At 73.8% G+C, this 23368-nt stretch carries 24 protein-coding genes; 16 read left to right on the forward strand and 8 right to left on the reverse strand.

Annotated features, from left to right (window positions below; all coding sequences use genetic code 11):
• Window positions 1-2: 2 nt before the first annotated feature.
• Window positions 3-1307, reverse strand: coding sequence for an MFS transporter (locus tag ACZ4UX_RS02355; RefSeq protein ID WP_465705055.1), 1305 nt, complete (start codon window positions 1305-1307; stop codon window positions 3-5).
• Window positions 1308-1416: 109 nt separating this feature from the next.
• Here ACZ4UX_RS02355 and ACZ4UX_RS02360 point away from each other — a divergent pair, with 109 nt between their 5' ends.
• Window positions 1417-2382: a LysR family transcriptional regulator gene (locus tag ACZ4UX_RS02360; RefSeq protein WP_465705057.1), complete on the forward strand. Its 966-nt coding sequence runs from the start codon at window positions 1417-1419 to the stop codon at window positions 2380-2382.
• Between the two features lie 125 nt (window positions 2383-2507).
• Here ACZ4UX_RS02360 and ACZ4UX_RS02365 read toward each other — a convergent pair whose 3' ends face one another.
• On the reverse strand, window positions 2508-3116 hold the full coding sequence (locus ACZ4UX_RS02365) for a YceI family protein (RefSeq protein ID WP_465705059.1): 609 nt from the start codon (window positions 3114-3116) through the stop codon (window positions 2508-2510).
• A 247-nt stretch (window positions 3117-3363) separates the two neighbouring features.
• Between ACZ4UX_RS02365 and ACZ4UX_RS02370 the strand changes: the two genes are divergently transcribed.
• The 5 genes from ACZ4UX_RS02370 to ACZ4UX_RS02390 all read left to right on the forward strand — a co-directional run bounded on the left by ACZ4UX_RS02370 (window position 3364) and on the right by ACZ4UX_RS02390 (window position 6662).
• Window positions 3364-4488: a DNA polymerase III subunit beta family protein gene (locus ACZ4UX_RS02370; RefSeq protein ID WP_465705061.1), complete on the forward strand. Its 1125-nt coding sequence runs from the start codon at window positions 3364-3366 to the stop codon at window positions 4486-4488.
• Window positions 4489-4881: 393 nt separating this feature from the next.
• Window positions 4882-5073 carry a hypothetical protein gene (locus tag ACZ4UX_RS02375; RefSeq protein WP_329488403.1) on the forward strand — a complete coding sequence of 64 codons (192 nt, stop codon included), beginning with the start codon at window positions 4882-4884 and terminating at the stop codon, window positions 5071-5073.
• A 127-nt stretch (window positions 5074-5200) separates the two neighbouring features.
• A complete protein-coding gene (locus ACZ4UX_RS02380) occupies window positions 5201-5617 on the forward strand; it encodes a helix-turn-helix domain-containing protein (RefSeq protein WP_329488401.1) in 417 nt (138 codons plus the stop codon).
• 17 nt (window positions 5618-5634) lie between these two features.
• Window positions 5635-6162 (forward strand): hypothetical protein, encoded by a 528-nt coding sequence (locus ACZ4UX_RS02385; protein WP_359805216.1) that lies wholly within the window; start codon window positions 5635-5637, stop codon window positions 6160-6162.
• 146 nt (window positions 6163-6308) lie between these two features.
• Window positions 6309-6662, forward strand: a complete 354-nt coding sequence (locus tag ACZ4UX_RS02390; protein WP_359805215.1) for a DUF2516 family protein — start codon at window positions 6309-6311, stop codon at window positions 6660-6662.
• A gap of 138 nt (window positions 6663-6800) precedes the next feature.
• Here ACZ4UX_RS02390 and ACZ4UX_RS02395 read toward each other — a convergent pair whose 3' ends face one another.
• The gene (locus ACZ4UX_RS02395) at window positions 6801-8285 is read right to left on the reverse strand and encodes a PP2C family protein-serine/threonine phosphatase (protein ID WP_465705063.1); all 1485 of its coding nucleotides are present in this window, start codon (window positions 8283-8285) and stop codon (window positions 6801-6803) included.
• 243 nt (window positions 8286-8528) lie between these two features.
• Here ACZ4UX_RS02395 and ACZ4UX_RS02400 point away from each other — a divergent pair, with 243 nt between their 5' ends.
• A complete protein-coding gene (locus ACZ4UX_RS02400; protein WP_465705065.1) occupies window positions 8529-9170 on the forward strand; it encodes an O-acetyl-ADP-ribose deacetylase in 642 nt (213 codons plus the stop codon).
• Between the two features lie 262 nt (window positions 9171-9432).
• Here ACZ4UX_RS02400 and ACZ4UX_RS02405 read toward each other — a convergent pair whose 3' ends face one another.
• Window positions 9433-10263: a methyltransferase domain-containing protein gene (locus ACZ4UX_RS02405; RefSeq protein WP_465705067.1), complete on the reverse strand. Its 831-nt coding sequence runs from the start codon at window positions 10261-10263 to the stop codon at window positions 9433-9435.
• A 464-nt stretch (window positions 10264-10727) separates the two neighbouring features.
• Here ACZ4UX_RS02405 and mshA point away from each other — a divergent pair, with 464 nt between their 5' ends.
• Together mshA and ACZ4UX_RS02415 are read left to right on the forward strand one after the other, a co-directional pair.
• Window positions 10728-12104 (forward strand): D-inositol-3-phosphate glycosyltransferase, encoded by a 1377-nt coding sequence (mshA, locus tag ACZ4UX_RS02410; protein ID WP_380383288.1) that lies wholly within the window; start codon window positions 10728-10730, stop codon window positions 12102-12104.
• Window positions 12105-12255: 151 nt separating this feature from the next.
• Complete coding sequence (locus ACZ4UX_RS02415) at window positions 12256-12771, forward strand: type III secretion system chaperone family protein (protein ID WP_465705070.1); 516 nt, start codon at window positions 12256-12258, stop codon at window positions 12769-12771.
• A gap of 35 nt (window positions 12772-12806) precedes the next feature.
• Here ACZ4UX_RS02415 and ACZ4UX_RS02420 read toward each other — a convergent pair whose 3' ends face one another.
• Window positions 12807-14210, reverse strand: coding sequence for an MDR family MFS transporter (locus ACZ4UX_RS02420; RefSeq protein WP_465705072.1), 1404 nt, complete (start codon window positions 14208-14210; stop codon window positions 12807-12809).
• A 147-nt stretch (window positions 14211-14357) separates the two neighbouring features.
• Here ACZ4UX_RS02420 and ACZ4UX_RS02425 point away from each other — a divergent pair, with 147 nt between their 5' ends.
• Together ACZ4UX_RS02425 and ACZ4UX_RS02430 are read left to right on the forward strand one after the other, a co-directional pair.
• Entirely contained in the window at window positions 14358-15116 is a 759-nt protein-coding gene (locus ACZ4UX_RS02425; RefSeq protein ID WP_329488392.1) for a phosphoglyceromutase, read from the forward strand.
• A gap of 263 nt (window positions 15117-15379) precedes the next feature.
• Window positions 15380-15967, forward strand: a complete 588-nt coding sequence (locus ACZ4UX_RS02430; RefSeq protein ID WP_352286093.1) for a lytic polysaccharide monooxygenase — start codon at window positions 15380-15382, stop codon at window positions 15965-15967.
• Between the two features lie 145 nt (window positions 15968-16112).
• Here ACZ4UX_RS02430 and ACZ4UX_RS02435 read toward each other — a convergent pair whose 3' ends face one another.
• Together ACZ4UX_RS02435 and phoU are read right to left on the reverse strand one after the other, a co-directional pair.
• Entirely contained in the window at window positions 16113-16289 is a 177-nt protein-coding gene (locus ACZ4UX_RS02435) for a hypothetical protein (RefSeq protein ID WP_329488390.1), read from the reverse strand.
• Between the two features lie 355 nt (window positions 16290-16644).
• Window positions 16645-17322: a phosphate signaling complex protein PhoU gene (gene phoU, locus ACZ4UX_RS02440; protein ID WP_465705074.1), complete on the reverse strand. Its 678-nt coding sequence runs from the start codon at window positions 17320-17322 to the stop codon at window positions 16645-16647.
• Between the two features lie 307 nt (window positions 17323-17629).
• Here phoU and ACZ4UX_RS02445 point away from each other — a divergent pair, with 307 nt between their 5' ends.
• Window positions 17630-18916 (forward strand): sensor histidine kinase, encoded by a 1287-nt coding sequence (locus tag ACZ4UX_RS02445; RefSeq protein WP_329488388.1) that lies wholly within the window; start codon window positions 17630-17632, stop codon window positions 18914-18916.
• 2 nt (window positions 18917-18918) lie between these two features.
• Window positions 18919-19611, forward strand: coding sequence for a two-component system response regulator PhoP (gene phoP / locus ACZ4UX_RS02450; RefSeq protein ID WP_238863613.1), 693 nt, complete (start codon window positions 18919-18921; stop codon window positions 19609-19611).
• 218 nt (window positions 19612-19829) lie between these two features.
• Here phoP and ACZ4UX_RS02455 read toward each other — a convergent pair whose 3' ends face one another.
• The gene (locus ACZ4UX_RS02455) at window positions 19830-20501 is read right to left on the reverse strand and encodes a DUF461 domain-containing protein (RefSeq protein WP_465705076.1); all 672 of its coding nucleotides are present in this window, start codon (window positions 20499-20501) and stop codon (window positions 19830-19832) included.
• Window positions 20502-21049: 548 nt separating this feature from the next.
• Between ACZ4UX_RS02455 and ACZ4UX_RS02460 the strand changes: the two genes are divergently transcribed.
• The 3 genes from ACZ4UX_RS02460 to ispF all read left to right on the forward strand — a co-directional run bounded on the left by ACZ4UX_RS02460 (window position 21050) and on the right by ispF (window position 23123).
• On the forward strand, window positions 21050-21532 hold the full coding sequence (locus ACZ4UX_RS02460) for a CarD family transcriptional regulator (RefSeq protein WP_030244332.1): 483 nt from the start codon (window positions 21050-21052) through the stop codon (window positions 21530-21532).
• Between the two features lie 270 nt (window positions 21533-21802).
• Window positions 21803-22561: a 2-C-methyl-D-erythritol 4-phosphate cytidylyltransferase gene (gene ispD, locus ACZ4UX_RS02465; RefSeq protein ID WP_465705403.1), complete on the forward strand. Its 759-nt coding sequence runs from the start codon at window positions 21803-21805 to the stop codon at window positions 22559-22561.
• Window positions 22551-23123, forward strand: a complete 573-nt coding sequence (ispF, locus tag ACZ4UX_RS02470; RefSeq protein WP_329488384.1) for a 2-C-methyl-D-erythritol 2,4-cyclodiphosphate synthase — start codon at window positions 22551-22553, stop codon at window positions 23121-23123. The genes ispD and ispF overlap by 11 nt, the downstream gene beginning before the upstream one ends.
• Window positions 23124-23368: the final 245 nt, after the last annotated feature.

A 23368-nucleotide genomic window follows, 5' to 3' on the forward strand; every position in this document is an offset into this window, starting at 1 on the left:
CGCTAGTGCGCGGCACCGACAACCCGTCCGGAACCCCGGGGCGCCGGGGGAGCGGCCGGCGTCCGCAGGTGGCGGCGGCCGGCCAAGGCGATCAGCAGGGCGAGCGAGGCGGCGCCGGCCGGCAGCCAGTAGCCGGTGCCGGGGGCGGTGTGCTCGGCGACCGCGCCGGCGAGCGCCGCCCCGGCCGAGATGCCGACCACGATGCCGGACACCGCCACCGCCATGCCCTCGTTCAACTGCCGCTCCGGCAGGAGCTCCTGGACGAGCGTCATACCGGTGACCATGGTCGGGGCGGTGCCCGTCCCGGCCACGAACAGCGCCGCGCCGAGCAGGACGAGCCCGGCCCCACCGAGCCCGGCGGCCAGCGGCAGGAGCAGCAGTACGGCCATCGCCGTGACGCCGAACAGGAAGCGGACGCCCGCCGCCCGGCGGGGCCGGAGCAGGCCGAAGACCAGTCCGGCCACACAGGAACCGCCCGCCACCAGCGCCAACAGCCCGCCCGCCAGCGGCTTGTGACCGAGCGCGTCGGCGTACGCCACGGTGGTGAGCTCCATCGAGCCGAAGACCACGCCGGTGGCGAGGAAGGTCAGCAGCAGCACCCGCAGCCCGGGGGTCCGGAGCGGAGAGCCGTGCCGGTGCGGGCGATCGGCGGGGTCCGAGCACTCGGGGCGGAGTCCGGACCGGTCGGGCGTCGAGCCGGGGCGCCGGTCCGCGAGCGGGGGTTCGGTCCGGCGCTGGGCGGCGAACAGCAGGGCGCCGGCGCTGCCGAAGACCCCGGCAGCGAGCAGACCGGCCTCCGGTGCCACGGTGGTGCAGAGCACCATCGCGAGCACCGGACCGGCCATGAAGCAGAGCTCGTCCAACGACTGCTCGAAGGAGTTGGCCAGGTGCCGGGCCGCCGCGTCGTCCCGGTACAGGTGTGCCCAGCGGGCCCGCGCCATGCCGCCCAGGTTCGGTGCCGCCGCGCAGGCCGCCCAGCAGAAGAACAGCGTCCAGTCCGGCGCGTCGAACCGGACGCAGAGCAGCAGGCCGACGAGCGGGACGGCGTTGTACAGAGTGGCCGGGACGGTGACGCGGGCCTGCCCGTACCGGTCGACCAGCCGGCCGAGCAGCGGCATGCCGATCGCTCCGGTGGCCAGGCCGACCGCCGCGACGGTGCCCGCCAGCGCGTACGAGCCGCGCCGCTCCGAGAGCAGCACCACCAGGGCGACGCCGGTCATCGACATCGTGAGCCGGCCGAGCAGCCCGGCCAGGGTGAAGGCGGCGGTACCGGGCAGCGCGAACAGCCGGCGGTAGGAGGCGGGCATGGAACTCCTCGTGGAGGGTGGGGGAGGGCTCCAGCCTCGAACAGCCGTCCGCTTCCGGTCCAACACCTGTTTCGCCGTACTCACATCAGGCTGTTGTTAATCTGCCGCCATGCCCCATGACCTGCACCCCCGGCTGCTCCGCGGCTTCGTCGCCACGGCCGAGACGCTGCACTTCGGCCGGGCCGCCCAGCGGCTGCACGTCGCCCAGCAGGCGCTCAGCCGCGACGTCCGCACGCTGGAGAAGCTGCTCGGCGACGCGCTCTTCACCCGCACCACCCGCAGCGTCGACCTCACCCCGGCCGGGCGACGGTTGCTGCCGCAGGCCCGCCGGCTGCTGGCCCTGCACGACGAGATCGTCAACGGTGCCGAGCGGCGCCCACTGCTGCTCGACCTCAACAGCGACGTCTCCGGGCCGGACCTGACCACCGACCGGGTGCTCGAACGGGCCCGGGCCGCCTGGCCGGAGGGCGAGATCCTGGCCCGCTTCCTCGGCGGACTCGCTGCGGCCGCCGAGGAGTTGGCGGCGCACCGGCTGGATGCGGCGTTCGGGCGCTTCGCCGGTCTGCCGGCCGGCCTGCGTGCTCACCTGGCCCAGACACCGGTCCGGCTGGAGCGGGTCTCGGTGATGATGGCGGTCGGCCACCCGCTCGCCGACCGGCCCGCGCTGCGGCTCGCGGACCTCGTCGGGCACCCGGTGGACGTCTGCGCGGGCAATCCGGCCACCACCGAGTGGGCCGACCTGGGGACCTGCCTGCTGCGCGACCACGGCCTCACGCCCGCCGCGCCGTACGCGCCGCCGGTCGGGGTGGACGAGACCGCCCGCTACCTCACCCGGCACGGCGACCCGATGCTGACCACCGTCGGGGGCCCGCTGATCCCCGGTGTGGTGAACGTGCCACTGGTCGATCCGGTGCCGTTGACGCTGGTGAGCCTGGTGCGCCGACCGGACCTGCGGCACCCGGGCCTGTCCGCGCTGGAGGCGGCGGCCGCCGAACTCGGGGCGCGCGAGGGCTGGCTGAGCCGCCCGGCCGGCAGCTGGCTGGCGGAGGCGGACGCCGCGCTGCTCGCGGCGTAGGCGTCCGTAGCCGTGGGGCGGGGAGGCCCGGGGCGGGCACGGTTCGCGGCATGAACCCGCCCCTGCCGTTCGGGGGTCGGCAGGGGCGCGGGTCGAACGCGGGGCCGTGACAGCGGTCGGCCGGGTCAGGCCGCCTTGACGGCGGAGATGTCGAAGCTGAGCTTGACCTTCTCGCCGATCAGCACGCCGCCGGTCTCCAGCGCGGCGTTGTAGCTGAGGCCCCAGTCGGTGCGGTCCAGCACGGCCGTCCCCTCGAAGCCGACCCGCTCGGCGCCGTAGGCGTCGGTGGCGCTGCCCGTGTAGTCGAGGTCCAGGACGATCGACCGGGTGGTGCCCTTGATGGTGAGGTCACCCGTCATCCGGTACGAGTCGCCGCGCAGGCGCTCGGCGGAGGTGCTGCGGAAGCGGATCTCCGGGTGGGCCTCGGCCGCGAAGAAGTCGCCGGTGCGCAGGTGCTCGTCGCGCTGGGCCTGGTTGGTGTCGATGCTCGCCACCTTGATCACCAGCTCGGCGGTGGAGTTGTGCGGGAGGGCGCCGTCCAGGTGCAGCTTGCCGTCGTACTCGGTGAAGCGGCCCTTGACGTTGGTGACCATGGCGTGGCGCACCGAGAAGCCGACCTCGCTGTGGGTGGTGTCGATCGCCCAGTCACCGGTGAGGTGGGCGAGGTCCGGTCCGGCCGGGGCCTCGACGACGGCGGTGGCGGCGGTGGTCTTGGTGCGGTTGAAAAGGCCCATGGCTCCTCCTCGGGTCAGAAGCCATTTGTTTAGGCTTCAACTTGTTGGCTCCACCATAGGGCGGTTTCGTTCAAAGTTCAACCATGAGGTCCGCGCGGCTCGCGGAACCACCCGGACGGCGGAGCGGCGAGGGGTGGCGGGCGCCTGCCGCCCCGGGGGTGGCCGGCGGGCGGCGATCGGTATCGTCACGTCCGGTCCGGCCGTGCGGCTTGACCCTCGACCTGGTCGAGGCCGGAGAGTCCCGGGCATGGAGAGCGACCTGCGCAGCATCGGTGAACTGGCCCGCGACAGCGGCCTCGGCGTCAGCGCGCTGCGCTTCTACGACGGCGCCGACGTGCTCACCCCCGCCTGGGTCGACCCGCAGACCGGCTACCGCTGGTACGCGCCCGCCCAGCTCGCCGACGCCCGGCTGCTCTGTCGCCTCCGCCGGGTGGGCCTGCCGCTGGCCGACATCCGGGCCGTGCTCGGTGCGGAAGCCGGTTCCGGCGCGGCCCACCGGGTGGTCGACGCACACCTGCGCCGGCTGGAGGCCGGTCTCGCGGACGCCCGGCGGGAGCTCTCCCTGATCCGCACGCTGATCGACCAGAGGGAGAACCCCATGACCGCCACGCCCGCCGCCCGCACCGTCACCGTCCCCGCGCGCGAACTGGCCGAGGCCCTCGGTGCGGTCCGCTTCGCGGTCGGCGCGGACCCCGAACTCCCGGTGCTGTCCGGGGTGTTGTTCGACCTGGAGGGTGGACTGCTGCGGCTGGTCGCCACCGACCGGTACCGGATGGCGCTCGCCGAGGTGCGGCTGCCGGACGCGCCCGACCTGCCGGACGCACCTGACGAGGGCTGGGCCCCGGTCGCCGCGATCGCTCCGACCGCCCTGGTCGACGGTATCCGCGCGCTGCTGGGCTCCGGGGCCGAGGAGGCCGAACTGACCCTCGGCGCCGGCCTGGTCCGGGCCGAGACCGGCGGCCACCGGATCGAGGGCGCCGCCCTCGACCACGACTTCCCCGACTACCGTTCGCTGACCCGGCTGGACCCGGTCCACCGGATCGACCTGGCCGCCGCCGAGCTGCGCGACGCCGTCGAGTCCGGTGCCACCCGCAGCCTGCCCTCGGGCCCGAACGGCGGAGTCTGCGAGGTCACCGTGCTCACCGTCGGCCGGGACGGGCGCCTCACCGTCGCCGCCGACGGCGACCCGGCCCCCGGGGACGTCCGGGTGGCCGTCAACCGCGAGTTCCTCCTCGACGCCCTGCCGGCCGCCGGCCCCGAGCAGCTCGTCCTCGAACTCGCCGGTCCCATCGCCCCCCTGGCCATCCGCACGGCCGGCCGCGACGGCACCTTCTCCATCCTGATGCCGGTCCGGGTGGCGGACGCCGTCTGATCCGCCGAGGTCGGCCGGGGCGGCCCTGGTCGCGGGCCTCGACCGCCACGGGGAGCACCGGCGGTATCGGCGAATCCTGGACGGCGCGCGCCCCTGCCACGCGGTCCGGAGCCGGCCCCCGCCCCCGGCTCGACGGGCCCGGTCGGCCTGACTTCCGCCCGCCGGTCCGAGGGGTCCGGTGCTGTCGCTCCGGCCGGTCGGGCCCGTCGGCCGGCGTGGAGCTTCGAGGAAGCCGGGCCGTCGGCCAGGTGCCGCCGAACGGCAACCCGGTCGGCGGCACCGATCCGGTCGAACACCTCAGCTGCCCGGCAATCCCGTCGTGCCACGCGTAGAACGTCGCCACTCCGGAAGACTCCATGTCACGGATGTAAGAACGACCGCAGGGGTGGGTTCATGATCGTTCTGTTGCTCGGGATCCTGGCGCTCGCCATCGGCGGGTGCGTCTGCGTCGTGTGGGCCGATCGGGGCGGGCCCCGATGGGTCCGCGCGGTGGCGGCGGTGACCCTGGCCGCGGGCGAGCTGCTGCACATCGCGCGGCGGAACCGGCGCCGGAGCATCAAGCGGTCCAGCGGCGGCGACGAGTAGGCGGCCCGCCGGCCCGGGCGGGCCGGACGTTCCCACGGGCGCGCGGGCGGCAGCACCCGGCGCCGACGCGTTTGCTGTTGCTAGCACCGTGCTTGCATTTGCAAGCACGGTGCGGCAGGCTGGGCCCATGGCCTCACTGAACGTCGGCTCGCTGGGCGAGTACATCCGCGAGCAGCGGCGGAACGCGCAGTACTCGCTGAGGCAACTCGCCGAGGCCGCCGGCGTGTCCAACCCCTACCTCAGCCAGATCGAGCGAGGGTTGCGCAAGCCGAGTGCGGAGATCCTGCAGCAGATCGCCAAGGCGCTGCGGATCTCGGCGGAGACGCTGTACGTCCAGGCCGGGATCCTGGAGGAGCGGCGGGGTGAGGGCCTGGAGCTGAGGGCCTCGATCCTGGCCGATCCACTGATCAACGAGCAGCAGAAGCAGGCGCTGCTCGCGGTCTACGACGCCTTCCTCAAGGAGAACGCCGCCCGCAAGGACACGGACGCGGCGCCGCACGACCCCGAGGCCGACGGCCCGACCGCCGTCGGCTCGGCAACCTAGACCACGGGAGGACCGGCATGCCGATCACGGACGAGATCAAGAAGACCCTGAGCGACCCGACCCCGCTCTACGCACTCGCCGGCGCGGGCGACCTCGCCTACGAGAAGCTGCGCGAGGTGCCCGGCAAGGTCGAGGCCCTGGCCGCGGACCGCAAGGGCACGCAGGACAAGGCCGCCGCCAGGCTCCAGGACGCGCAGGCCCGGCTGGTCGAGGCGCAGGCGAAGGTCGCGGGCACCGTGACCACCCTGCCCGCCGACCTCAAGGTGCTCCAGGAGAAGGCGCAGAGCTTCGCCCTCCAGCAGGTCGGCCGCGCGGTCGAGCTGGCGGTGAAGGCCAAGGAGGCCTACGACGAGCTGGCCGAGCGCGGCAAGGGCGTCGTCGAGCGGGGCGGCCCGGCCGACGCGGTCGAGCCGGTCGGGGCGGCGCAGTCCGCCGAGGGCCCCGAGCTGGTCGAGGCCGAGCTGGTCGAGGACGACGAGCCGGCCGTCGCCCCCGCCGAGGAGCCCGCACCGAAGAAGGCCCGGGCCAAGAAGGCCGCCGAGTAGCACCGGCACCGCCGCACTCCGGTGGGACCGGGCTGCCCGCAGGGCACATCCAGTGACCTCGGGACGTTGACACCGTGGCGAGCGGTCCGTCGTGCCAGGATGGACGACGGTCGACACGCCGGAGCCGAGACGCAGAGGAGACCGCGATGGGCGGAGTGGCTCAGATCCTGGGCTTGGACTACCTGAACCCGTTCTGGTGGCTGGCCGTCGCCATTCTGGGCTTCAAGTTGTTCGCACTGATCGACGCGGCCACCCGCCCGGAGGACGCCTATCGGGCGACGGACAAGAAGACCAAGGGGTTCTGGCTGGCCGTCCTGGGCATCGCGTTCGGGCTGGACCTGCTGTTCGGGGCGAACTTCCTGACCAGCTTCCTGACCCTGGCGGGTCTCGTCGCCGCGATCGTCTACATGGTCGACGTGCGGCCGGCGATCCGGGAGCTGACCAACCGGGGCGGTGGCCGGGGCGACCAGCGCAACATGGGCCCCTACGGCCCCTGGTAGGACGCCGGGCACTTCAGCGACGAGCCCCGGTGCTCGCGGGACCGATCCGCGCGCACCGGGGCTCGCTGCTGTGCCGGTGCCCCGTGCCACCTCGACGCGGCCCCTGGTAGCAGGGCCCGCCGCCTCGGCCGAGGAGCATCAGCCGAGGATCAGCTGCACCGGGTTGCGCTCCAGCAGCAGGACGGCCACATCGTCCGTCAGCGCGCCGCCGTTGAGCTCCTCGACCTCGGCGATCGCGCTGTCGATCAGGCGGCCCCTGGTCAGCCCGGCGGCCTGGTGGTCGCCGACGAGGTCGGCCAGCCCGTCCTGGCCGAGACGCCGGGAGCCGGCGCCGACCCGGCCCTCGATGAGCCCGTCGGTGTAGAGCAGCAGCCGCCAGCCGGGGCGGAGTTCGAGCGGGTGCGAGGGCCAGACGGCCAGGCCGTCGTCGCACGGCAGCAGACCGAGCGCGGGGCCGGCCGGGTCGGACGGCAGCGTCACCGGCTTGTGGTCCGTGCCGAGCAGCAGCGGAGCGGGATGCCCGGCGAGGTACAGCTGCGCGTGCTCGACGGCGCCGAGTGAGCCGAGTTCGCCGGTCGCGTCGTTGGGTTCGATGACCAGCATGCAGAGCGTCGCGAAGATCTCGTCGCTGCGGCGCTCGTGCTCCAGGACGTGCTGGAGGGTGGTCAGCAGGGCCTCGCCGGTGAGGCCGGCGAAGACCAGGGTGCGCCACGCTATCCGGAGGGCGACCCCGAGGGCCGCCTCGTCCGGTCCGTGACCGCAGACATCGCCGATCACCACGTGGACGGTGCCGTCGTCGGTGCGGACGGCGTCGTAGAAGTCGCCGCCGAGCAGGGCGCGGCGGCGGCCGGGGCGGTAACGCCGGGTGAAGGACAACCCGGCGCCGTCCAGCAGGGGAGTGGGCAGCAGATGGCGCTGGAGGCGGGCGTTCTCCTGGCCGCGCAGCTCGGCCTCGACCAGTCGCCGCTGCGACTCGTCGGCGCGCTTGCGCTCTACGGCGTACCGCAGGGCGCGGGCCAGCAGCGGACCGTCCGTCTCGTGCTTGATCAGGAAGTCCTGTGCCCCGGCGGCCACCGCGGCGGCACCGAGTTCGGCGCCGGCGGCGTCGGTGAGCACCACGACGGCGGTGTGCGGGGCCCGCCGGAGCAGCTCGTGCAGACCTTCCAGACCGTCGGAGGCGTCCGAGGGGTGCGGCAGGTCGGCGGGGGCGGCCAGGTCGAGCAGGACACAGCTGAAACCGGTGGCGCGCTGCCGTCCACGTCGGCCTCCCGAGGTGCCGGTCGCCAGCAGCTCGGAGGCCTGCTCCAGCCCGCGGGCCCAGTGGATCTCGATCGGAGCGCCGCTGTCGGCCACGGCGTCCTTGAGCAACTGGGCGTCCGAGGCGTCGTCCTCGATCACCAGCAGCTTGAGCGGGGCGGCCGACGGAACGGCGGAGGAGGCGCCCCGGGAGGGGGCTCCGGCGGTGACCGACCGGGGGTGGGGTATCGGCGGAGTCGCCCTGGCCGGTCCGGCCGACTGCTCGGTGGCGGCGGGCCGAATGCGGGCGCGGTCGGTGAGGGTGCCGTCGAGGGCACCCCACAGGTCCGCGGCACCAGGTGCCCGCCCGTCTCCCGTAGCGGGCATCGACTGCTCCTCCTTTTCCCCGAGTGCGTAACGGCCGGAGCCCGTCCGCAGTGCCCGCCTGGCACTCTGCGCCGGGGAACTTCTCGCGACCATAACGTGACTCCGGGGATTTCTTCGGCCGCCCGGCGCTGTGGTGGCTCCTGCCACGCCGGTGGCGGTGCGGTGGGTACGGGGATGACGGGAACGACAGCGACAGCCGGAGCACGCGCCCGCGAGCTCCGGAACGGACGGTGGAGGTCGGACATGACGGTGACGCGGATCACCCTGGTCGAGGGTGACATCACGGAACAGCAGGTGGACGTGGTGGTGAACGCTGCCAACTCCTCCCTGCTGGGAGGCGGTGGCGTGGACGGTGCGATCCACCGCAAGGGCGGACCGCAGATCCTGGAGGAGTGCCGAAGGCTTCGGGCCTCGCAGTACGGCAAGGGGCTGCCCACCGGGTGCGCGGTGGCGACCGCGGCGGGACGGCTGCCGGCCCGCTGGGTGGTCCACACGGTGGGGCCGGTTCATCTGGCGGAGGAGTACGACAAGAGGGCCGAGCAGCTGGCCTCGTGCTACCGCGAGTCGCTCCGGGTGGCGGTGGAGCTCGGCGCGCGCACGGTGGCCTTTCCGGCGGTGTCGGCCGGGGTGTACGGGTGGCCGCTGGACGATGCGGCCCGGATCGCCCTCGGCGCCGTCGCGGCCGCGAGGTCGGGGTCGGGGGTGGGGGCGGAGTCGGGGTCGGGGTCGGTGGGAGAGCTGGAGGAGGTGCGGTTCGTGCTGTTCGGGGCGGAGGCGTACCGGGCGTTCGAGCGGGAGTGGCGGGCGCTGGGGCTCGACGGGGGCCGGTCGCACGGACAAGAGGCCGAGGAGGCCGAGGGGCGGGAGCCGGAGGAGCGGGCATGAGTCGTAGGGGCGTGGCGGAGCGGAACGGAGGGGCTGGGAGGAGGCGAAACGCCGGGTCGGAGGGGTGGCACACGAGGTGCCGGCCGAGTGCCCCCATCGTGGCGTGACGAGCCGTCAACACGCCAGAGGTATTCGATAACTCGTTCGAGTGAATCCCCGGGTTCGCTCATCCGCGCACGCCCGAGGCCGGTCCGGCAGGCCGTCCGGTCAGGGACAGGCAGGCAGGCAGGTCCGGCCGTCCGGGCGTTCCGGCCGCCGCCCGCTACGGGGCGAGCGTCGCCCAGGGGACGGTGACCTCGCCCTGCCGCCACCGCCCGCGCGCGTCCACCAACGGCCAGCTGCCCCCCAGCGCCGTGCACGCGGCCACCCAGCGCTGCCGGGCGCCGAACGCCCCGTACGGCGCGGCGGCCGCCCAGGCGCGGTCGAAGTCGGCGAGGAAGGCGTGCACCGGCCGGCCCGGCACGTTGTGGTGGATCAGCGCCTTGGGCAGCCGCTCGGCCAGGTCGGAGGGGAGTCCGAGGCCGCCCAGCCGGGCCGCGAAGGTCACCGTGCGGGGGCCCTCCGGTCCGATCGCGACCCAGACGTGCCGGCGCCCGATCTCGTCGCAGGTCCCCTCGACCAGCAGCCCGTCCGGCGCCAGCCGGGCCCGGAGCCGGTCCCAGACGCCGGCCACCGCCGACTCGTCGTACTGCCGCAGCACGTTGGCGGCCCGGATCAGCTGGGCGGGCGCGCCGCCGTCCAGCGGCACCTCGAAGCCGCCGCGCCGGAAGGTGAGCAGCGGCGGTTCGGCGTACGGCAGCGCGGCGGCGACCCGCTCCGGCTCGATCTCGATCCCCACCACCCGGACGTCCGGCCGCACCGTCCGCAGCCGCCCGGAGAGCTCCACCGCCGTCCAGGGCGCGGCACCGTACCCGAGGTCCACGGCGACCGGCGGGCGGTCGGCGGAGCGCAGTGCCGGTCCCAGCGTGTGGGCGATCCAGCGGTCCATCCGGCGCAGCCGGTTGGTGTTGGTGGTCCCCCGGGTCACCGTCCCGACCGGGCGCCCCGTCCGTCCGCGGGCAGGCGCGGTCGCGGAGTCGAAGAAGGCGGCCATGCCGGAAATCGTACGGCCCGCCCGCGGCCGCCCGCGCCGCCCCGGCTCCGGCCGCCGCACGGGCTCGCCCCGCGGCAGACCCGGCCCGGACGGTCCGCGCCGGCCGCCCGACACACGCCCGCGCGGCGAGTCACGCGCCCCCGCCGCACCTCCTGAAGCCTTCCGACGACCCCTGCGCTCCGCTCCGCCCCGGCGCGGCGGCCCGCCCGGCCGCCTCCCGGCACCACCGCGCACCCCCGCCCGCCGCCCGGGTTCCCGTCCGTGGGCCATCTCATGGGCCGGGACGGGAATGCCGGTCGATGACCACGTGGTTGGCACACTGGTGGTGATGTGCGCCCGGACGGGGCGGCACACCGCCGCGCCACATCCCGTGACGCGGCGGTACGGCGTGGGCGGCCGCGCACACACCGAACAGCAGGCAAGCAGGCTGCAGAGACGGGCAGCTCAGAGGAGGCTTCAGCCAGGTGATCCAGCACCCCGTCCGTCCGGTACGCCGTGCCCAGCCGACCCCGCCCGTGCGGAGCCGGCTCCAGTCGCTCGTCCCGGGCCGCCAGCGCCGTCCGCGCCGGATCGCCATGCTCAGCGTCCACACCTCCCCGCTGCACCAGCCCGGTACCGGTGACGCGGGCGGAATGAACGTCTACATCGTGGAGCTGGCCAAGCGCCTCGCCGAGCTCGACATCGAGGTGGAGGTCTTCACCCGGGCGATCTGCTCGGACGACGCGCCCACCGTCGAGCTGGCCCCCGGCGTCCTGGTGCGCCACGTCACCGCCGGCCCGTACGAGGGCCTGGTGAAGGAGGACCTGCCGGCCCAGCTCTGCGCCTTCACCCACGGCGTGCTGCGCACCGAGGCCGGCCACCGCCCCGGCCACTACGACCTGGTGCACTCGCACTACTGGCTGTCCGGCCAGGTCGGCTGGCTGGCCGCCCAGCGCTGGGGCGTGCCGCTGGTGCACACCATGCACACCATGGCGAAGGTCAAGAACGCCGCGCTGGCGGAGGGCGACACCCCCGAGCCGGCCGCCCGGGTGATCGGTGAGACGCAGGTGGTGGAGGCCGCCGACCGGCTGATCGCCAACACCACCGAGGAGGCCGCCGAGCTGGCGCTGCACTACGCGGCCCGGCCCGACCAGCTCGCCGTCGTCCACCCGGGCGTCAACCTGGACGTCTTCCGCCCCGGCGCCCCGGACGCGCGGGCCGCCGCGCGGGCCCGGCTGGGCCTGCCGCAGGACGCCGCCGTGCTGCTGTTCGCCGGTCGGATACAGCCGCTGAAGGCGCCGGACGTGCTGCTCCGGGCGGTCGCCGCGCTGCTGGAGGCGCGGCCCGAGCTGCGCGAGCGGCTGGTGGTCCCGGTGGTCGGCGGTCCGTCCGGCACCGGGCTGGCCAAGCCGGAGAGCCTGCACAAGCTCGCCGCCCAGCTGGGCATCGGCGACGTCGTCCGGTTCCACCGGCCGGTCGGCCAGGACCTGCTCGCCGAGTGGTACCGCGCGGCCACGGCGCTGGTGATGCCCTCGTACAGCGAGTCCTTCGGGCTGGTCGCGCTGGAGGCGCAGGCCTGTGGGACGCCGGTGGTGGCCGCGGCGGTCGGCGGTCTGCCGGTCGCCGTCCGCGACGGCGTGACGGGCACGCTGGTCCACGGCCACGATCCGCTCGCCTGGGCACACGCGCTGGAGCCGTACGTCACCGAACCGGCGCTGGTCGCCCGGCGCGGCGAGGCGGCGGCCCGGCACGCCGCCGGGTTCGGCTGGGACACCGCGGCGGCGACCACCGCCGAGGTGTACGCCGGCAGCCTGGCCCGCCCGGCCGGCCGGCTCACCGGATCCCGGCTGCGACTGGCCTGAGCCGGGGCGGCCGCCGGGGCCGGTCGGCGGAGGTACGGGGTCGGGGCCGAGCGGCTCCGAGCCGTCCCGGCTCCCGCCCGGGCCGGGAGTCACGGAGCCGCCGCAGCTGCGCTGCTGCGCGCCACCGGTACCGCCGAGTAACGTCACCCCCATGGCAATCCGCACCAAGGACGAGGCCCTCACCCTCCTGCGTACCGCCCTGGACGACGCCGGGGTCGGCTGGGAGCCGGCCACCACCGACCCGTACACCCTGGTGGCGACCCTCCCGGGAACTCGCAAGCTGAGCACCACCTGCGCCCTGCGGGTCGGCGACCACACGCTCTCGGTGAACGCCTTCGTGATCCGCCGGCCCGACGAGAACCACGAGGCCGTCTACCGCTGGCTGCTGGAGCGCAACACCCGGATGTACGGCGTCGCCTACGCGATCGACGCGCTCGGCGACGTCTACCTGGCCGGCAGGCTGCCGCTGGAGGCGCTCACCGGGGACTCCGTCGACCGGCTGCTCGGGACGGTGCTGGAGAGCGCCGACGAGCCGTTCAACACGCTGCTGGAGCTGGGCTTCGCCTCGGCGATCCGGCGCGAGTGGGAGTGGCGCACCAAGCGCGGGGAGTCCACCCGCAACCTGGCCGCCTTCGCCCACCTGGCCGCGCGGACGGCGCAGCAGTAGCGCCCCGGACCGGCGGGGCTCCGGGACGCTCCGCCTCAGCGGCCGACCGGGGCCTTCGCCGTCGCCGCCTTCGCGGTCGGCACCTTCGTCGACGCCGCGTTGGCCGACGGCTCCACCCCCGACAGGTCGACCACAGGCAGCTCGACCGCCGACGCCTCGACCGCTGACGCCTCGACCGCTGACGCCTCGACCACCGGCGTCCGCTTCGCCGGAGCGGCGGCCGTGGCGGCGCCCGGGCGCCGCCCGAGCAGGACGTACCCCGCCGCCGCGACGGTGCCGCAGGCCGCACAGGCGCCCCACACCGCCGTGCTCCCGGCCCGCTCCAGCAGCACCCCGCCGACCGCCGGGCCGAGGAACGAGGCGAGCGACCAGGACAGCGAGTAGACGCCCTGGTAGCGGCCCCGGGCGTGGGTCGGTGACAGCTCGGCGACCAGGCCCATCATGGTCGGCGCGTTCAGGATCTCGCCGATCGTCCAGACCGCCACCGTGAACGCGTAGAACCACGCGGAGGACCCGGCGAGCATGGTCAGCCCGAAGCCCCAGCCGATGAACAGCGCGCTGGCGACCAGGAGCGCCGTCCGGTTGCGGCCCTCCATCCACCGGGTGAGCGGGATCTGCAGCACCACGATCAGCAGGCCGTTGAGGCCGATGACCAGGCCGTACTGGGTCGAGGTGATGCCGTTGCGGCCCATGTCCACGGCGAGCGTGGTGCTGCCCTGCTGGGCGACCAGCGCGAGCAGCAGGTTGAGTCCCACGACCGCCATGAACCGGCTGTCCCGGAAGACCGTGCCGAGGCCGACCGCGGGCTGGTCGACCCGGGCGGCCGGGGTGTCCGGCTTCGTCTCGGGAATCCGGACGAAGATCACCACCGCGCAGACCAGCGTGGAGAGTGCGTCCAGCAGGAAGAGCGTGAGGTAGCCGTGCGTGGCGATCAGGCCGGCGGCGGCCGCGGAGAGGCCGAAGCCGATGTTGATCGCCCAGTAGTTCAGCGAGTAGGCCCGGACCCGGTCCGCGGCCGGCACGATGTCGGCGATGATCGCCGAGGTGGCCGGGCGGGTGGCGTTGTTGCAGAAGCCGACCAGGAAGGCGACCGCGGCGATCGCCACCTGGCCGTCGGTGAAGCCCAGCACCGCTGTGAACAGCGCGGTGCCGAGCTGTGCGGCGACCAGCGTCGGGCGCCGGCCGATCCGGTCGGTCAGCACGCCGGCGACGATCGAGGCGATGGCCGAGCCCAGGCCGAACAGCGAGGCGACGAGACCCGCGTACGCGGCCGAGTACCCTCGGTCGGTCGTCAGGTAGAGCGCCAGGAACGTCACGACGAACGCGCCGAGCTTGTTGATCAGGGTCGACGTCCAGAGCCACCAGAACTGCCGGGGCAGTCCGCCCACCGTTTCGCTCGCGACTCTTCGAATTCGGGCAGGAAGGGGCGAAGCGGGCATCTGAGGGCTCCCGGGCGGCAGGCGTTCCGCTGAGCGGACCGGCATGTCCGCGCTGCGGCGAGGTAAGTGTCACTAGCGCGAAGCACACATTACACATGGGGGCGGGCCCCGACCAGCCGTTTAAACGCCTCCATTAAGCTGGGGGCCATGGCTGACACGACGTACCGACTCATCCTCCTCCGCCACGGCGAGAGCCAGTGGAACCAGAAGAACCTGTTCACCGGTTGGGTCGACGTCGACCTCAACGAGAAGGGCGAGAAGGAGGCCGCGCGTGGCGGCGAGCTCCTCGCCGCCGAGGGCCTGCTCCCCGACGTGCTGCACACCTCGCTGCTGCGCCGCGCGATCCGCACCTCGCAGATCGCCCTGGACAAGGCCGACCGCCACTGGATCCCGGTCAGCCGCAGCTGGCGTCTGAACGAGCGCCACTACGGCGCCCTCCAGGGCAAGGACAAGGCCCAGACCCTGGCCGAGTTCGGCGAGGAGCAGTTCCAGCTGTGGCGCCGCTCGTACGACACCCCGCCGCCGGCGCTGGCCGACGACGCCGAGTACTCGCAGGCCGGTGACGCCCGCTACGCCGACATCCCGAGCGAGCTGCGCCCGAACACGGAGTGCCTCAAGGACGTCGTCGACCGGATGCTCCCGTACTGGTACGACGCCATCGTCCCGGACCTCGCCGCCGGCAAGACCGTCCTGGTCACCGCCCACGGCAACAGCCTGCGCGCGCTGGTGAAGCACCTCGACGGCATCTCCGACGAGGACATCGCCGGCCTCAACATCCCGACCGGCATCCCCCTGGTCTACGAGCTGGACGCCGACTTCAAGCCGGTCGCCAAGGGCGGCCGCTACCTCGACGCGGACGCCGCCGCGGCCGCCATCGAGGCCGTCAAGAACCAGGGCAAGAAGTAACCCACTTGCCGGTACGGCCCCGCCTCCCGCTCCGGGAGGCGGGGCCGTCGTCGTTTCGGCTGCACGGCCAATCCTCCTGCGCGGCAAGGGGGTTCGGTGTGTGGCGAAGGTGGTTCAGACCATTGACGGTCGCCGTGGGGGCTCCTACCGTGTGAGCACTGTCCTGGCACAGGCATGCCAACGGATCTTCCATGGCCGCCGCACCCCCAGGCGCGCGCGTCTGTGCCCGGCGCACTCTCCATCCACCCCCACGGAGGAGCACCATGCGCACACGTCATCTCGTGGGAGCGGCCGTCGCCGCGCTCGCGGTTCCGCTCACCGTCGCCCTGCCGGCGCAGTCGCACGGCTACATCTCCACCCCGCCCAGCCGGGCCGCGCTCTGCGGGGCGGGTACGGTCACCGACTGCGGTGCGATCCGCTGGGAGCCGCAGAGTGTCGAGGGGTCGAAGGGCTTCCCTGGCGCCGGGCCGGCCGACGGCACCATCTGCGCCGGCGGCAACAGCCGGTTCGCCGAGCTGGACGACCCGCGCGGCGGTGCCTGGCCCACCACCAAGGTGGCGGCGGGGCAGCGGCTCACCTTCACCTGGAAGTTCACCGCCCGGCACGCGACCGCGAACTTCAAGTACTACCTGACCAAGGCCGGCTACAACGCGGGCCAGAAGGTCACCCGGGCCGGTCTGGAGCTGACGCCGTTCCTGACCGTCCCGTACAACGGCACCCAGGTGCCGAGCACGCTCAGCCACACCGCGACGATCCCGAGCGGCCGGACCGGGCACCAGGTGGTCGTGGCGGTCTGGGAGATCGCCGACACCGGCAACGCCTTCTACTCCTGCACCGACGTCCTGTTCTGATCAGCGCGCGGCACGCTGGACGCCACGCGCCGCACGCCGCGAGCGAGCGGTCGGGCGGCCGGAGGACTCCGACCCGGTGACCGGGGTGCACGACCGTCTCCCACGGCGGCCGTGCACCACGGGGCTTCGCCGGGCGCGGCGGTTCTCAGTGGCCGCAGCAGCCGCCGCTGACCCCGCCGCATTGGCAGGGGGCGCCGGACTGGCAGCCGCAGCCGCAGCCCGGACCACAGCCGCAGCCGGCCGCGAGGACGGGCAGCAGCTTCGGGGCGGGCGGCTCGACGATCTCGTGGGCCGGTGCCGGTCGGGTCGGGTTTGCCTTCATCGCGCTGGAACCCTCCTTGTGACGGGCACACTTCGGTGCCTACGGCATCGAGTGAAACCGCCGATCGGACGGGGCGTCAACGGGCGCGCGGTGGTGGGCGATCCGAGAAGCCGTGCGCCCTCACCACCCCTGTTCGAGGTTTACTCACCCCGCGGAGTGAGCGCCGCCGGCCCGTGGGAGCCCCGGCCCGCCACCGGCGGAGCCGGTCCACCCACCCCGACCAGCGGCGACCCACCCGTCCGGGACAGGGCCGGCCCACCGCCCGGAGCGGAGACCACGGTGCCCGGAGCGGACACGGCGCCGCCCCCGGCGGCGGGACCGACCCTGCCTCCGGGGGCGCCGTGCCGTACCGGGGTCACTCCCCGGCGGCCTCCGAGGAGGCGATGAACTCGCCCACGTGCTCGCCGGTCACCAGGTACACCACGCGCTTGGCCACCGAGACCGCGTGGTCCGCGAAGCGCTCGTAGTAGCGGCCGACCAGCGTGACGTCGACCGCGGTCTCGATCCCGTGCTGCCAGCGGTCGTCGATCAGGTGCGCGAACAGGTCGCGGTGCAGCGCGTCGATCGCGTCGTCGTCCTGCTCCAGCTCCAGCGCCTTGTCGACGTCCTTGGTGGCGATCACCAGGCCGGCCTTGGCCACCAGCCGCTGGGCGAGCTGGCCCATCTCCAGGACGGTCGCGTGCAGGTCGCTCGGCACCGCCGACTCGGGGTAGCGCAGCCGCGCGACCTTGGCCACGTGCCGGGCCAGGTCGCCGCAGCGCTCCAGGTCGGCGCTCATCCGCAGCGAGGTGACGACGATGCGCAGGTCGGTGGCGACCGGCTGCTGGCGGGCGAGCAGGTCGATCGCCCGGTTCTCCAGCTCGTGGTGCAGGTTGTTGATCCTCTCGTCGGCGGCGATCACGCTCTCCGCCAGCGCCAGGTCCGCGTCGAGGAGCGCGGTGGTGGCCCGGCCAAGGGCCGAGCCGACCAGCCGGGCCATCTCGATCAGGCTGTCGCCGATCGAGTCGAGTTCCTCGTGGTACGCGTCGCGCATGCTCTCTCCTCAGTAGCTGTGTCGGTGGCGGTGCCGACCGGTCATCCCGTACGACCGTCGGTAGGGCGTACGAATGACCGCTGCTGGTGGCGCGCATCGTACGCGCGCACCGGGGACGACGGACAGGCGTTCGATCCACCGTTCCTTCCCACACGGGCTGCGTGACCAACTCTGGGCCGCCCGGGCGACCACGCACGACCCGTGCGGTGAATCGGCAGCTACGTGGAGGTGAATTCTCGGCAACGGGCGGCCGATCCCTTGATCCGACCCTGGAGGAGTGGCCACGTCATGCGCTTAGGCTGGCGGTATGGACGTGAACGTGGCCGCCGCCGCTGCCTGCGCCATAGCCGGGCTCGGCGTCGGCCTCACGGCCTCCATCGCCTTCCGTTGGAGCGAGCGCGAACAGGCCAAGGGCAGATACGGCGGCACCAACGGCAGAACCCGACAGCAGGGGCTCAACAACCCCACCCATGAACCTCCCCTTCCCCCGGGGGTCGACACCGTCCTCTCCGTGCTGCGCTCCTGCGCGATCGTGCTCGGCGAGGGCGACGAGGTGGTCAAGGCCAGCTCCGCGGCGTACGCGATGGGACTGGTGCGCGGCGGCGCGGTCGCCATCGACCAGATGCTCTCGCTGGCCCGGGCCACCCGCCGGGACGGTGAGATCCGCCAGGTCGAGCTTGAGGTGCCCCGCCCCGGCGCGGCGCGGGCCGCCGAGCCGCTCGCCGTGTCGGTCCGGGTCGCCCCGCTGGGCTCCCGGCTGGTCCTGGTCCTGGTCGAGGACCAGACCGACCGCCGCCGGGTCGAGGCGGTCCGCCGCGACTTCGTCGCCAACGTCAGCCACGAACTCAAGACCCCGGTCGGCGCGCTCTCGCTGCTTTCCGAGGCGGTCGCCGACGCGTCCGACGACCCGGAGGCGGTGCAGCGCTTCGCCGGCCGGATGCAGATCGAGGCGACCAGGCTGGCCAGCCTGGTCCAGGAGATCATCGACCTCTCCCGGGTCCAGGACGACCGGCTGATGGTCGACCCGGAGCCGGTCGCGGTGGACGAGCTGATCGCGGAGGCGATCGACCGCTGCCGCCAGCAGGCCGCCGCCAAGCAGATCCTGATCGCGGCCGGCGGCATCGCCGGTCTCTACCTGCACGGTCACCGCGGCCAGCTGGCCGCGGCGCTCGGCAACCTGGTCGAGAACGCCGTGAACTACAGCCCGCCGAGGACCAGGGTCGCGATCGCCACCCGCCGGATCTCCAGTGCCGCCGCCCTCGGCGAGGCCGACGGCGAGCTGATCGAGATCTCGGTGACCGACCAGGGCATCGGCATCTCCGAGAAGGACCGCGAGCGGGTGTTCGAACGGTTCTACCGGGTCGACCCGGCCCGGTCCCGGGCGACCGGCGGCACCGGCCTCGGCCTCTCCATCGTCAAGCACGTGGCCGCCTCGCACGGCGGCACCGTCTCGGTGTGGAGCGTCGAGGGCCAGGGCTCCACCTTCACCGTGCGCCTGCCCGCCGGGCAGGCCCCCGAGGACCACACGCTCCCCGCCGGGGAGTCCGCGCAACCCCTGTCAGACACAACCCCCCAGCTTGCCCCGGAGGCCTGATCGTGACCCGAGTACTGGTGGTCGAGGACGAGGAGTCGTTCAGCGACGCTCTCTCGTACATGCTCCGCAAGGAGGGCTTCGAGGTGGCCATCGCCGCCACCGGCCCCGACGCCCTGGAGCAGTTCGAACGGAACGGCGCCGATCTCGTCCTGCTCGACCTGATGCTGCCGGGCCTGCCCGGCACCGAGGTCTGCCGCCAGCTCCGGGTGCGCTCGAACGTCCCGGTGATCATGGTCACCGCCAAGGACAGCGAGATCGACAAGGTCGTCGGCCTGGAGATAGGTGCGGACGACTACGTGACCAAGCCCTACTCCACCCGTGAGCTGGTGGCCCGGATCCGTGCGGTGCTGCGCCGGCGCGGCGAGGCCGAGGGCCCCGGCGACGGTGGCGGCCCGGGCGCGCTGGAGGCGGGCCCGGTCCGGATGGACGTCGACCGCCACGTGGTGACCGTCGACGGCGCCAAGGTCGACCTCCCGCTCAAGGAGTTCGACCTGCTGGAGATGCTGCTGCGCAACGCGGGCCGGGTGCTCACCCGGATGCAGCTGATCGACCGGGTCTGGGGCGCCGACTACGTCGGTGACACCAAGACGCTCGACGTCCACGTGAAGCGCCTGCGGGCGAAGATCGAGCCGGACCCGGGCGCGCCGCGCTACCTGGTCACGGTCCGTGGCCTCGGCTACAAGTTCGAGCCGTAGACCGGACGACCGGGACCTCCGTGCCGGGGGCGGGTGAGCGGCTCAGTAGAGCGGCCCGCTCCGCCGGCGCGGACCGGGCGGACCCACGAAGGACCCCTCCGGGCAGCCGCCCGGAGGGGTCCTTCGCGTGCGCGACCGAGCCCGGCCGGCCCTCCGCGTGTCCGCCTCCGCGGTGCCCGGACCCCGCGTTCGCGGGACCGGGCACCGGAGGCGGCGGGTCAGTGGGAGCCGGCGGTCGGCGAGGCGGTGCCGGCCGGAGTGGCCGCACCGGTGCCGGCCGCGGTACCGGAGGGGGTGGCGGTGCCCGAGGGGGTGGCGGCACCGGCCGAGGCGCTGGGCGAGCCGGCGGCCTTGGACGGCACGGCGGCGGGGGAGGCGGTCGGGCCCCAGCCCTTGTACAGACCCTTGTTCGGGCTGACCGCGGCCTCGGTCGCGACCTTCTCGCCGTTCTTGAAGGCGAAGGCGGTAGGCACGAAGCCACCGACGTGGACGCTGGCCGAGGCGACCTTGGCGGAGGGGTTGCCCTCGCCGCCGATCAGCACGGCGCCGCCGGCCGGGACGACGATGCTGCCCAGCGGGGCGCCCTTCTCGTCGGCGAAGGCGGCGGCCCCGCCGTCGCCCACGACGATGGACTGGAGCTCGACGGGCTCCGTCCCGGTGTTGCTGATGTTCACCGACACGTTGGCCGGACCGGTGTGCTCGCCGGAGGACTCGTCCCCGGTGATGACAACGATGTTGTTCAGCCGGAGGTCGGTGCCGACGGTCGCGTAGGCGTTGTCGGGCTTGATCTCCAGAGTCTCCGCCTTGTTGCCGGCCGAGCAGGACGACAGCGAGGCGATGGCGAGGGCGGCGATGGCGGCGATGCTGCCGACTCGAATGCTGCGGCTCACGGCGGCGGCTTCTCCTAGGTCACATGTCGGGTGGTCAGGCCTCAGATTATCGACCTCGCTTATGCGCTCCTCACGGGGTGGTCCCCGTGTCGCGCTCCGGGAGTCCGCCCGGCGCCCGGACGGCGGCACCCCGCCACGCCCGGAGACGACCGGCGGAGCGGCGTCGGCGGGGCCTCGCGCCCGGCACCGGCAACGGCCCGGGCCCGGACGGCGGTACGGCTCCGACCTCGGCCGCGACCCGGCGCCGTACTCGTGGCAACACACCGGCGTGTCCTGGTCAAGTGTCGACCAAGATCGGATCACGATCGGGAAACGGCCCGATAAACGGTGAAATCTCAAGATCCAATCACGGTTTCAGGAGTGTTGCCGCAGGTTTCGGGAGGTACCGGAACCGCCTCCGACCTGCGGGAAGCCCGCGCCGAAGGCGGCCCGCAGCACGTCATGGGGGTCCTTGTCAAGCCCCGAGACCGGCCCTGACCTGCGAAAACGCCCTTCGGGTGCGCCGAAAAGCGTGTTATTCTGGAAAGCCACGGAAGGGGTCCTGTCACATGACGTTCAAGGTTGGCGACACGGTGGTCTACCCCCATCACGGGGCCGCGCTGATCGAGGCCATCGAAATTCGCCAGATCAAAGGTGTGGACAAGACCTACCTGGTCCTCAAGGTGCAGCAGGGAGACCTGACGCTCCGGGTGCCCGCCGAGAACGCGGAGTTCGTCGGCGTGCGCGATGTAGTCGGCCAGGAGGGTCTGGACCGGGTCTTCGAGGTGCTTCGCGCACCGTACACCGAAGAGCCGACCAACTGGTCCCGTCGCTACAAGGCAAACCTGGAGAAGCTCGCTTCGGGTGACGTTATCAAGGTCGCCGAGGTTGTGCGCGATCTCTGGCGTCGCGAGCGCGAGCGCGGTCTGTCCGCCGGTGAGAAGCGCATGCTCGCCAAGGCGCGCCAGATCCTCGTCAGCGAGCTCGCGCTGGCCGAGAACACCAACGAGGACAAGGCGGAGACGCTGCTCGACGAGGTGCTCGCCTCGTAGCGCAGTCGGGCTCGCGCCCACCGCTCACACGTTCACAGCGCCCGATGTCGGCGCGCCGCTCACTGGACGAACCGTCCTGGAGTGGTGCAGTGGCACTTCGGGCGCTGAGGCGTGTCCGGACGACGCCCCCGCACCCGAGCCGGCCGGCCCCGGGCCCGCATGACCGTTTCTGCGTGTTCTGTGGGCGGGAGACCGTGGAGCTTTCGGAAGGGGTCCCGCGCGCCCGTCGTGCACGCCATGGCCATACCCACTTCGCCGAAGGAGTGAAACCTGAACGCCACAGGAGCAGTTGCAGCAGCGGTGGTGCCCGCCGCGGGACGCGGTGAGCGACTGGGGCCCGGAGCCCCGAAGGCCCTGCGGGAGCTGGGCGGGGTGCCGCTCCTGGTGCACGCCGTCAGGGCGCTGACCCGCAGCCGGGCGGTCGGGCTGGTCGTGGTCGCGGCGCCGGCCGACGGCGTGGCCGAGGTGGTCGGACTGCTCGACACCCACGGCCTGGACGGCAAGGACATCCGGGTCGTGCCGGGCGGGGCGACCCGCCAGGAGTCGGTCCGGCTGGGCCTCGCCGCGATCCCGGCCGAGGTGGAGATCGTCCTGGTGCACGACGCGGCGCGTCCGCTCGTGCCGGTCGAGGTGGTGGACGCCGTCGCGGCCGCCGTCCGCGGCGGGGCGGAGGCGGTGGTGCCCGCCGTGCCGCTCACCGACACGGTGAAGCGGGTCGAGCCGCGGCCGGGTGGTCCCGAGCCGGTGCTCGACACGCCCGACCGTTCCACCCTGCGGGCCGTGCAGACTCCGCAGGGCTTCCGCCGGGAGACGCTGGCCGAGGTGCACGAGAAGGCGCTCGCCGAGGAGGCCGCCGCGGGGGCCGACGCCCTGCCGGCGGTCACCGACGACGCCGGCCTGGTGGAGCGCTTCGGCGGCCGGGTGGTGGTGGTGCCCGGCCACGAGGAGGCGTTCAAGGTGACCCGTCCGCTGGACCTCGTGCTCGCCGAGGCCGTTCTCGCCCGCCGGAGGGCCGCCGATGCCTACTGATCCCACGGCCTCCGGCCCGCGCGCCGAGGACGCGGCGCCGACCGCCCACGCCCCGGCGCCGCCCGCTGCGGACTCGCGGCCGCCGCTGATCCCCCGGGTGGGGATCGGCACCGATGTGCACGCCTTCGAGGCCGGGCGCCCGCTCTGGGTGGCCGGCCTGGAGTGGCCGGGCGCCGAGTACGGCCTGGCCGGGCACTCCGACGCCGACGTGGCCGCGCACGCCTCCTGCGACGCGCTGTTCTCGGCCGCCGGGATCGGGGACCTGGGCGCGCACTTCGGCACCGACCGGCCGGAGTGGTCGGGCGCGTCCGGCGTCCGACTGCTCGGCGAGGCGGCCCGGCTGGTGCGCGAGGCCGGTTTCGAGATCGGCAACGTCTCCGTCCAGGTGATCGGTGTCCGGCCGAAGATCGGCAAGCGGCGCGCCGAGGCGCAGGCCGCGCTCTCGGCGGCGGTCGGCGCGCCGGTCTCGGTCTCCGGGACGACGACGGACGGCCTCGGCCTCACCGGCCGGGCCGAGGGCCTCGCGGCGATCGCCACCGCGCTGGTGTACGAGCGCCGCTGACCCCGGGGCGGCCCGGGGTCCCGCACCAGGAGCGCCGGACAGCGGCAGGGGCGGCCCGGGGGCGGTAGGAGCGGTGGCGGCGGCCGGTAGGCCGTCCGGGTGGTCCGGGCCGGGAATACCCGGCCCGTGACGGGTGTTCAGGAGCCTTGGCCGGTGCCCGAGTCGCTACCGTTCGGAGCGGGCCGAGCGAGGCCCGCCCGCTCACTGCGGGCCGTCCGACGCCGCTTGACGAGAAGAGGTCCCCG

Source organism: Kitasatospora sp. NPDC028961, assembly GCF_055564815.1.